General features: G+C 57.8%; 7 protein-coding genes and 2 pseudogenes. 5 read left to right on the top strand and 4 right to left on the bottom strand.

Annotated elements, in window-relative coordinates; all coding sequences use genetic code 11:
* Nucleotides 1-415: 415 nt before the first annotated feature.
* Nucleotides 416-1546, bottom strand: a pseudogene (locus AC3CB8_RS30645) (site-specific integrase).
* A 247-nt stretch (nt 1547-1793) separates the two neighbouring features.
* Between AC3CB8_RS30645 and AC3CB8_RS30650 the strand changes: the two are divergent.
* The 3 genes and pseudogenes from AC3CB8_RS30650 to AC3CB8_RS30660 all read left to right on the top strand — a co-directional run.
* On the top strand, nt 1794-2087 hold the full coding sequence (locus AC3CB8_RS30650; protein ID WP_352727120.1) for a hypothetical protein: 294 nt from the start codon (nt 1794-1796) through the stop codon (nt 2085-2087).
* Nucleotides 2077-2664, top strand: a complete 588-nt coding sequence (locus AC3CB8_RS30655; RefSeq protein ID WP_023785188.1) for a type II toxin-antitoxin system VapC family toxin — start codon at nt 2077-2079, stop codon at nt 2662-2664. Before AC3CB8_RS30650 ends, AC3CB8_RS30655 begins: the two co-directional genes overlap by 11 nt.
* A gap of 474 nt (nt 2665-3138) precedes the next feature.
* Nucleotides 3139-3356 (top strand): annotated as a pseudogene (locus AC3CB8_RS30660) (DDE-type integrase/transposase/recombinase); the annotation flags it as partial.
* 208 nt (nt 3357-3564) lie between these two features.
* On the opposite strand, the gene AC3CB8_RS30665 reads toward AC3CB8_RS30660, so the two are convergent.
* Nucleotides 3565-4524, bottom strand: coding sequence for a GlxA family transcriptional regulator (locus AC3CB8_RS30665; RefSeq protein WP_352727123.1), 960 nt, complete (start codon nt 4522-4524; stop codon nt 3565-3567).
* A gap of 267 nt (nt 4525-4791) precedes the next feature.
* On the opposite strand from AC3CB8_RS30665, the gene AC3CB8_RS30670 reads away from it, so the two are divergent.
* A complete protein-coding gene (locus tag AC3CB8_RS30670) occupies nt 4792-5202 on the top strand; it encodes a hypothetical protein (protein WP_435053110.1) in 411 nt (136 codons plus the stop codon).
* Nucleotides 5203-5556: 354 nt separating this feature from the next.
* Here AC3CB8_RS30670 and AC3CB8_RS30675 read toward each other — a convergent pair whose 3' ends face one another.
* Nucleotides 5557-6903, bottom strand: coding sequence for an NAD(P)/FAD-dependent oxidoreductase (locus AC3CB8_RS30675; protein ID WP_352727125.1), 1347 nt, complete (start codon nt 6901-6903; stop codon nt 5557-5559).
* 411 nt (nt 6904-7314) lie between these two features.
* Complete coding sequence (locus AC3CB8_RS30680; protein ID WP_352727127.1) at nt 7315-8931, bottom strand: GMC family oxidoreductase; 1617 nt, start codon at nt 8929-8931, stop codon at nt 7315-7317.
* A 376-nt stretch (nt 8932-9307) separates the two neighbouring features.
* Between AC3CB8_RS30680 and AC3CB8_RS30685 the strand changes: the two genes are divergently transcribed.
* Nucleotides 9308-9447, top strand: a 140-nt coding sequence (locus tag AC3CB8_RS30685) for a helix-turn-helix domain-containing protein (protein ID WP_488377391.1), incomplete at its 3' end; no start/stop codon positions are given.

Here is a 9447-nt window from a genome sequence, read left to right on the forward strand (position 1 = left end):
CGATGGGTTGTGTTTGTGATGCAGCCATGCCGCGCCGCTTCGATGTCGCTTCGGTGATCGCCCCCTAGCTGACAAGTTAGACGCCCCACGGCCCCTACCCTGCAACGAGGCATTTCCCTCCGGGCAGAGCGACTCTCGCGAATGGCAACTCAGCGGCTAGCTCTAACGCCAGGCGACGCACGCGATTCGACAGCAATCAGCAGTGTCGGCGAAGGATCCTGGAGAACTCATCGAGAAGCAAACTTCTCGCACAACCCGTAATTTGAGTTCCCAGCTGGGAACAGCTCTTCAAGCTGGAGGCTTGCGCCGCTCCAATAAACTCTAGAAACCCATCAACTTGAGGGTTGGATCTGTGGCGCCGGGGTGGATCGGCGGCATCCAGAGTCACCCGCAGCTGGGGGGGGCGTACCGCACTCTACAATCCTGACGCCTTACTTAGATTGACGCGGAAGCGATCGCGCCGTCGTTGATACTTGCGAGTCATCTCCGCCGAGGCGTGGCCAAGCTGCTTTTGCACATAACGCTCGTCGACCTCGGCTGAGGAGGCGAGGCCAGCGCGCAGCGAATGGCCAGAAAATTTTTGGCCGCGCTCGTCCTCGGAAAGATCCCCGCGCACGCCGGCGGCCAAGGCCGCGCGTTTGACCAGCCGCGCCACCTCCTGATCGTTCAGCCGCTCGGACCCCACCGCTTTGCCCTGACCGGTGACGCGGCGGAAGAGGGGGCCATGGGCGATACGGGCCAGCTTCAGCCAGGTCTGCAGGGCGACGACCGGGCAGGTGGCGTCGGACGAGCCGCGACCAATTTCGACCTCGCGCCAGCCGGTCTTGCCCCGCAATGTAACCAGCACGCCCTTGTCAGGGAAAAATTCAATCCAGCCGCGACCGTCCTCCGTTTGATCGCGGCCAAGATCAAGGCCGACGATTTCGGAGCGGCGCAAGCCGCCTGCGAATCCCAAAAGTAGCATGGCGCGGTCACGCAGGCCGCGCAGCGTGCCACGGTCGAGCGTCTCCAGCATAGCGATGAGATCCTCGCGCAGGACGGCCTCCTTTTGTCGGGGAGGGGCGGCGTGTTTGTTTCGGATGCCAGCAAGGACGGTTGCGATATGGCGGTCCTTGCGGTCGAGCGGTTGGCCACGTTGCGTATAATTCCAAGTCAGCGACGACAGGCGGCGCTCGATCGTCGACACCGACTTTTTGACCCGCTCCGATCCCGAGGCCTGGGCGGTGATCTAGAGGCCGACAACTTGTGGATCTGGCGGCAGCGGATCGAACGATTGGCGCCGGCACCAAGCGGAAAAATGCTTCCAGTCGGCGGCGTAGGCGCGACGGGTGTTTGCTGAACTGGCTGCCTCGACATAATCACGCGCGCGGTCGGCGAGCTTTTCGAGATGCGTAGGCAACGATGCCTGCCGCTGGTCGAGGACCGGCGGGGAAGGGGAGGGGTCTTCATTCGGCCGCCCCATCTCCATGACGACGTCGACAATGTCCGGCAGGTCATCTGGGTCGATTGCGGCGGCGGAAACCATCAAGTTGCGGGCATTGCCCATTAAGTCTCGTCGATTTTGATGTCGCAGCACTGCGATTCTTGGGCCAAGGTGCTGCCAAAGCTCGGAATTGTCCACAGCAAGCTGCGTGGCGGAATAGCTGCGAGATTTGCGTCCCGTCGGGTCCGGGTATCGCATCACCGGGAGCAGGCCTGTCCTATCCAGTGATGACCTCTTGGGAGGCGGTCCCTCCTTGCTTTCATGTTCAACATTCTTTATATTCCGTTCAACAGATGGAGATCCCAACAAGATGGCACGCGGCGCAGCGGCAGATGCAAGTGAGGAGCGGATCGCCCACACCCGGAACCGCCTCGTGCTTGAGCAGGCGAGGGCGGTCGGCCTGCTTGGCGCGGCCAAGAACACACGCCTTTCCGGCAGGGTGCCGTCGGAACTGATCGAGGCGGCAAAGAAGCGCGCGCATGTGACCTCCGACACCGAGCTGCTTGAGCTCGCCTTGTCGCGGCTTGCCATCGAGGACAATTTTGGCGCCCGGCTCGTCGGCCGCAAGGGCAGCATCCCCGCGGACATTGATCTTGGCGTTTGATCTAGGGAGCGCGCTGCGTTCCCTCAAGCCACAGCGGCGTACCGGAGGGCTGGAACGGCGGCCGGATTCCGCTCTGTCCTGGGCAGGGGACCAACCGCCTGTCGGTAGTACCCTGCTTCTCGACACCAGCGTCTATCTGGATGTCCTGCAGGGACGCACGCCCGAAGTGGTCGATGACCTTCTAACCTATCGGCTTTGCCACCACTCCGCCGTTTGTCTTGCCGAGCTCAGCCACGTGTTCGGCCGGCTCGACCCGGCGCACCCGAGGACGAAGCCGGTCCTGAAAGTGGTTGCGGACACGATCGACGATATCCCCGCGCACCGGCTGCATGCACCAGACGCCACCGCCTGGGGACGCGCCGGCATGCTTGCCGGCCTGTTGTTCCGACTGAGCCATCTGCCGAAAGGGGAGGGGCACGAACGCCGCTTCCTCAACGATGCGCTGATCTTTCACCAAGCCGGTCTTTTGGGAGCGACAGTTCTGACGGGCAATGTTGGAGATTTCGATTACCTCAGCCAGCTTGTTCCGTCGGTGGGGGTGATCTTCTACCGGTCGGCGCCGGGTTTGCATCCGTAGGGTTGAAAGCGTCGGTGGGGAGATATGCACTAAACCCTCACCGTCGTTCAGGAGAGGCCGTCCTGCTGTGGGACGGCCCGCAGCGACGATCAGCGTGATTTTTGGGCTTCTGCTCGACGACAGCGACCTTTCCGGGCGACGTCCGACAATTGAGCGCGAATCCGGTCCGCGCAACGAACGCGAATTCTCGTCGATCTGACGCCGAAACCGGGTCGTCTGGCGATGAAAAACGAGCCAGAGCGGCCGTTTCTGCACGGGTTTCTAAAACGAACGACAATGTTGCCTTATCGTTCGTTGTATCACCACGACAGGCGCAGCGCTTTTGCCTATTTTTGTTGCTCAAAGGGCCGCCGTGATTCATCCTGCTTTCGATGATTCTGCGTCCCAAACCCTCTTTACGCTACGGGGCCCTTCCCGGTGCCGCGGCGGTCGCGCCGATCATCGCGGTGCCGGCCTGGCTGCGCCGGGCCATCCCGGCGGCGACCGCTGAAGCCGATCTGCATCCGCAATAGCCGGTATCTCAACGGCGGATCGAACAGGATCACCGGCGTATCAAGCGCCGCATTCGAGCCATGCTCGGCTTCAAGTCGCAGGCGAGCAAGACGATCCATATGATGCGCAAGCGACAGACGAGGTATGCCTACAATCCCAGTCTGTCGATCGCCGAGCAATTCGATACCCTCGCTGCCTGACGGACAGGCCGAAATAGCCGTTCACAACCCCATTCCAGGTCTGCGACAGAACCCGGCGTATGGCATTCCGCCGGGTTCTGTTCGTCACTGTCCTTCACCATCGTGTCTGACAATGTACAACTTTCCTCAAAGGAGGCGCTTGATCAAATCCCCAAAGATCGTTGCTACGCGAGCAGTGGCGGCCTGCGATACCGCGCTCCGTTCCGATTTATTGACGTTCCTGAGACGGCGTGTGTCCGAAATGCTCGGCGTACGAGGCTGAGAAATAGGAACTCGAGCAGAACCCAGTCGCGATGGCGATATCAATATTTGCGAGACTGGTGTGCAGCAGCAGATCCCGGGCGTGTTCGAGCCGAAGGATCTTGTAGTAGCGGGCGGGCGGGTAACCCGTATGCCGCTGAAAAAGACGCTCAAGTTTCCTGACGCTCAATCCAAAGGTGCGAGCGATCGAACTGGTGCTCAAAGGTTTTTCTAAGTTGCGCATCATAAGTCCGACGGTCTGGCCCAATTCCGGAGGAAGCGTGACGAGGCGGACCGAGCTGCCCGACCGCTGTTCGACATTACCGGTCCTGATACGCTCAACCTGAAACTGGTTCGCGATGGACCGCGCCAGAACCGCGCCATGTGCCTGTGTGATGATGTGCAGGATCATGTCGAGAGAGGCGGCTCCGCCAGCGCATGTGTACCTGTTCCTGTCGATGACGTAGAGTTGATTGCTTAGTTCAATGAACGGAAATTCCTCGCGGAAAGCTGGCTGCCCTTCCCAGTGCAGGGTGCATCGCGCATCGGTCAGCAGCCCTGCGCGGGCGAGAAAAACGGTGCCCATGGACAGCGCGCCCATATGACACCCTTCGCGTGCCCGCCTCTTCAACATGACGTTCAACCGGGTCTGGTCTTTCGCGAGGAACGTCATGCCTGCGCAGACGAAGAGGTACTCAGGTGCATCGGAAGTGCCGAAGCGCTCGTCCACATTTACGGAGATTCCGTTGGAGGCATGGGCTGCTGACCCATCTTCTGAAGAGAAGCGCCAGCTATAGGCTTCAAATCCGAGAAGTCGATTGGCCGCCCTCAGCGGCTCAATCGCGCAGGTCACCGACATCATGGAAAACAGATCGAGGAGCAAGAACTCGACGCACTCATGCCGTTTTTCGTTGCCGCCAAGTTTCATGATTTGGCCACTCCTCTCGGCTTTCCTCTGACAGTTTGGTATACAATCCACGTCCGGAGTCCTGGGTTAAAGCAATCAATGCTGCTCGCATCAGGATCAAGGCTTTATCAGTAACAGTGCAATCAAGTTCGCCGTAAATGGGTGACCTCCCAGCCTTTTTCTGAAGTTGGAACACCGTCTTCAAGCGATACGACGATTAGATACATATCCGACGTTTTTTTTCGGCTTTTCGAGGCCCGCTCGGACCAGCCGGACATGGAGTTCGCCATGGTCGACGCAACCATCATCAAGGTCCACCGCCACGATGGCGCAAAAGGGGGACTCAAAGCCAGGCTAGGCCGCTCCAAAGGCGGCATGACCACCATGATTCTTCGCGGGCTGATCGCTGACTTGGCCTTCGACAGCAACACCATCATTGCCGATCTGAACGAACGCGGCGCCAAGATCGTAATCTCGCAGCATCCAAGGCGCGCCTTGCCGCTGCCTCCCGATCTCGAATATCAAGTTGGCGTCATCTCTTCCAGAACTTCTTTTGCAAGAGTTCAAGCGTATCGCCATGCGAGCTGGCAAAACCGAGCAGAGCTTCAATGCTATCATCCATCTCGCAGCCGCCGAGCTTGTCTCCTTGGCGATCCGCAACATCCGGCCAAGGCTCTGCTGCGTTCATTCGGACCTTGATCATAGCCCATCCTCAGGCGGAACCCAACCAAGCGATTTTCAAAACAGCCTTTCCAGACAGGCGCAGGGTTAACCCTGCGCTGAAGTGTCTGGTCTTCTCACATCGTCGGTCTCATCCAATGCTGGTGCCGAAGCGGGTCATGCCGGGTCAGAGACCATGGCATAGTACGAGGAGGAGCTCGCGGCCTGTACCAATTCTGCTTGCCCAACGGGCAAGGTATTGATGGCGCTATGCATTGGTTCTTAAGCCTTGGACCATTGAACTCGCATTCTTTTGAGCATGTTCACATTCACGCGCCGGTCCGCCGGTCCGCCGGTTCCAGGCGTTCGGCGCCGAAGGCCTGTCCAACTCGATTAGCTCCAAGGATAAGGACTGTTCGAGGTTGGGTGCAGCTCACCCTTTTCATAGCGGTCTAGGCGGAACGGCTTTAGCAGGCGTGATTCATGACCCAGAACCTCTCCTGCGACAAGCGCACCCACGCCAATCATTTTGTAACCGTGGTTGGAGTCGGCGATCATGTAGACGTTCTCACGGAATGCTTCGAAGACGGGGAAGTTGTCCGGTGTGAAGCAACCGATGCCGCCCGACGGCTCGCGGTGGAACTTGTCCATCGTACCTTCAAACCGTTTGTTGCAGTGAGCCAGTGCCGAGACCCACATATGGGCGAATTCCTCGCTAGCGATGAATTCCGGCGAGGACGGGCCGTAGGGATCGATCTGAACTTCGTCCACCGGTGTTTCGACCTTGTAAGGCATTGCACCTCCTTGGACGCCGCCGAAATTGAAGTCGGGCTTGTAGTAGATCCCCCACATCCTCTCCGTGATCAGACTTCCGTCGACGGTTGAGTAAAGCGGAGCGTCCGTGTCGACGTGGATGACCGGCGGCATCTTGCCATGGTTGGTTCTGAAGGTGTTGGGGTCGACACCGAGTACGCCCTCCTCAAGCTGCCAAAACCGCCACATGGGGATACTGCCATGGAGTTGTCCATCCTTGCTCTGGATCTGGACGGTCTGCGGTAGCTCCGCCATACGCCAAAAATCGCGGACCCACGGGCCTGCTCCAACGATGAGATAGTCGCATGTGATGTGGCCCTGATCGGTGTCAATGCCAGTCACCGCCGAGCTTGATCCGTTTGCGAAGGTCATGCCAGTTACCCTCACCCCGGTCAGGATACGGACACCTTCGCTTTCGGCCTTCTTCGCCAGCGCGTAGATCGCCGCTCCGTTGTGGGCGTAGCCGCCCTTCTTTTCGTGAAGCACGGAGGTGATGTTCTTTGCCTGCCAATCCGAAAATAGGTCCTTCATGTAGGCGTCGCAGTCTGCTTTGCCTTCAACAAAGACCGAGGAATAGCCGATGGCCTTTTGCTGCTCATAGATGCTGCGAACGTCTTCGTGCATCGATTCCGAACTGATCTGCATGTAACCGACCGGGTTGTATCGATAGGCTTCGGCGTCGCTCTCCCAAACGCTAACTGAGTGTGCCATGAGCTCGCGCATCGCAGGCTGAAAGTAATTGTTGCGGACAACGCCGCAGGCAATGCCGGATGCTCCCGCCGCGATGCCGCTCTTATCGATCACAAGAATGTCCGTGCCCGAACCCTTGCGGGCTTTTTTGAGGGCTAGAGCCAGATGATATGCGGTAGATAGGCCATGGATGCCAGCGCCGATAATCACGTAAGGCGACGAATTAGGAAAGGCCATGGATTACCCCTTGTTGGCTTTGCTGTCTAAGATCCAGCATCTTCCTCCCTTGAATGGGTTGGTGTTGGATTTTCGTCAAACCCGTCAGTAAAAACGTCAACCAACTTGTCCGAGTTGGTTGGCGGTCGCTTCTCCACTGGCTCGGCTGAGCCATATGAGCCAGAGGACAATCGAGCATCGACGCCCGCAAGCGCGAAAATTGTGGGTTGTGGACCGGGTCACCGCTTCTTCGATCGGGGCCTCTACCCGCTGATCGCTGAGACCTCGCCGAAATATGGCGCCGACCTACCGTTACAGCCGCCGCTCACTGCGGGATCAAGGCAAAACAGATGCCTCTCATCCAGCGCCATTGGCCAGGCAACCGGGAATTTCGGTGAAAGGGAACAACTGCCCGCCCGCGGCTAGTCTAAATCACTCCACGAGGCGTCCCCTGATCAAGTCTGCAGCTTTCTCGGCTACTGCGATTGCTGTGGCGTTCATCCCGCCCGAAACTGGGCTGGGAAGGACCGAATTGTCGACTACCCTCAGTCCTGATACGCCGCGTACGCGAAGCAATGGATCTGTAACACTCGCGTCCTCCGAGCCCATCTGACACGTGCCGGTGTAGTGCGCAGCCGTCGACCCCACGTGTCGAGCAAAGTCGTACAGTTCGTCATCGGTATCCACGCCAGGCCCCGGCCTCGTTTCACCTAAACTCCACCGTTTGAGGGCATCCATTTCGAATACCTGCCGGGCTGTCCGAAGCCCAACAAGAAGTCGCGGCCAGTCCGTTGGCGCGCTCAAATAGTTCGGGCGAATGACAGGCATCTCTAGCGGGTCGGAGGAACGAATCGACACACTTCCCTTGCTATCCGGACACGTCAGGAAGACGCCGATCGTCATCCCCCCTTCTTTTTCAAGAGCGCCAGGGACCGATGGGGAGAAGCTAACTGGAGCGAACATCAGTTGCAGGTCCGCGAATTTTGCAGCTGGGGAGCTCTTACAATATAGCGATGCCATACTCGCTCCCAGTGTTAGCAACCCTCTATTTTGAGTAAGGTACTTCAACCCCTCCAATGCGATTGTCGCGAACGTGTTCATTTCGTTGATGGTAAGGGTTCCGTGAGTACGGTGAGAAATTCTGACTATATACTGGTCACGAAAATTCTGGCCGACCGCAGGTAACGCATGAACAACAGGAACGCCTATTTGGTTTAGGAGAGCTGGATCGCCGATTCCACTTAGCTGCAGCAGTTGTGGAGATCGCAGCGCGCCGCAAGAAATAATCAGCTCGCGCCGTATTTTCACACGTCGTATATGCCCGTTTTGGAGAAACTCCAGGCCGTCCACCTTCCTCCCGTCGAATATGATCCGAGCGCAAAGTGCATTCGTCTCGACTCGAAGGTTTTGGCCCTTTTTCAAAGCCGGGCGCAGGTAGGCGGAGGCTGTATTTGACCTGAAGCGACCCTTGCGATTCTGTTGGAATAGGCTGGCGCCCTCCCTGTTTGGCGAATTCATGTCTGCAATCTCAGCATATCCGGCCTGGGTCGCCGCACTCACAAAATCCTGTGCTAGAGGATGTATAGTGCGAAACGGAGCAACCGAGACCGGACCAAAGGTGCCGCGGTGCTGGGATGTTTCGCCTTCAAAAGTCTCGGCTTTTCTGAAGTAGGGTAGTAAATCCCGGTAATTCCAACCCGGACAGCCCAACTCTTCGGCCCACCAGTCATATTCGGCAGCTTGTCCCCTCGCGAATAGGATACCATTAATCGAACTGCTGCCACCCAGGCCTCTGCCGGCAGGAGCAACGATGCTGCGATCGAAGCCCCCGGAATCCGGCTCGGTCTTGTACATCCAGTTGAGGCGGGGATTTTTTAATAAGTAAAAGTATCCTGCAGGAATGTGTATAAACGGATTCCAATCTTTCGGACCAGCCTCTAACAACAGAACGGAGCTCTGATCTTCGGATAAACGCGCAGCGACAACGCTGCCCGCAGATCCCGCCCCCGCGACGCAATAATCGATCTCTAAATCCCAATGCTTGACCATTCCGGAACCTTATTTGCCCGCGTCAAAGGCCTTGACGAGCCCAGAAGTGCATCTTGGCTGTAACCGATGACATTCTTGGTATTCGATACGAATTCGAGCCCGAACGGCTAGAAGCCCAACGCACTAATAGAACCTTATTCCAGCTATGACACTGTGTCAATTTTGGGAGGGTCGTATATGTGGGAACATTCAAATCGGGTCGACCTGCAGTCATTTGCCTCACGACCATCCTTCGGTCCTCCACTATCGAGGTATGACACGAACCCAATGCCGCCTCATATTAGGCTTGACCCACGCAGGGCCTAACACTAGAATGTCATTCTTACTGGAACGAGAAAAGTGACTGGAGGGCGGAGTGCGGGTCGTAAATTCTCTCGTGGAGCGATGTTTCGCGGTCATTGAGCTGCTTGCAAAAGAAGCTTCCGCGATGCGACTCGGCGAAGTCGCCGAAAAGCTGGACCTTCAGAAAAGCGCTGCCCACCGAATGCTCAATTTATTGTGCGAAATCGGCTGGGT

Source organism: Mesorhizobium sp. P160927, from assembly GCF_057766385.1.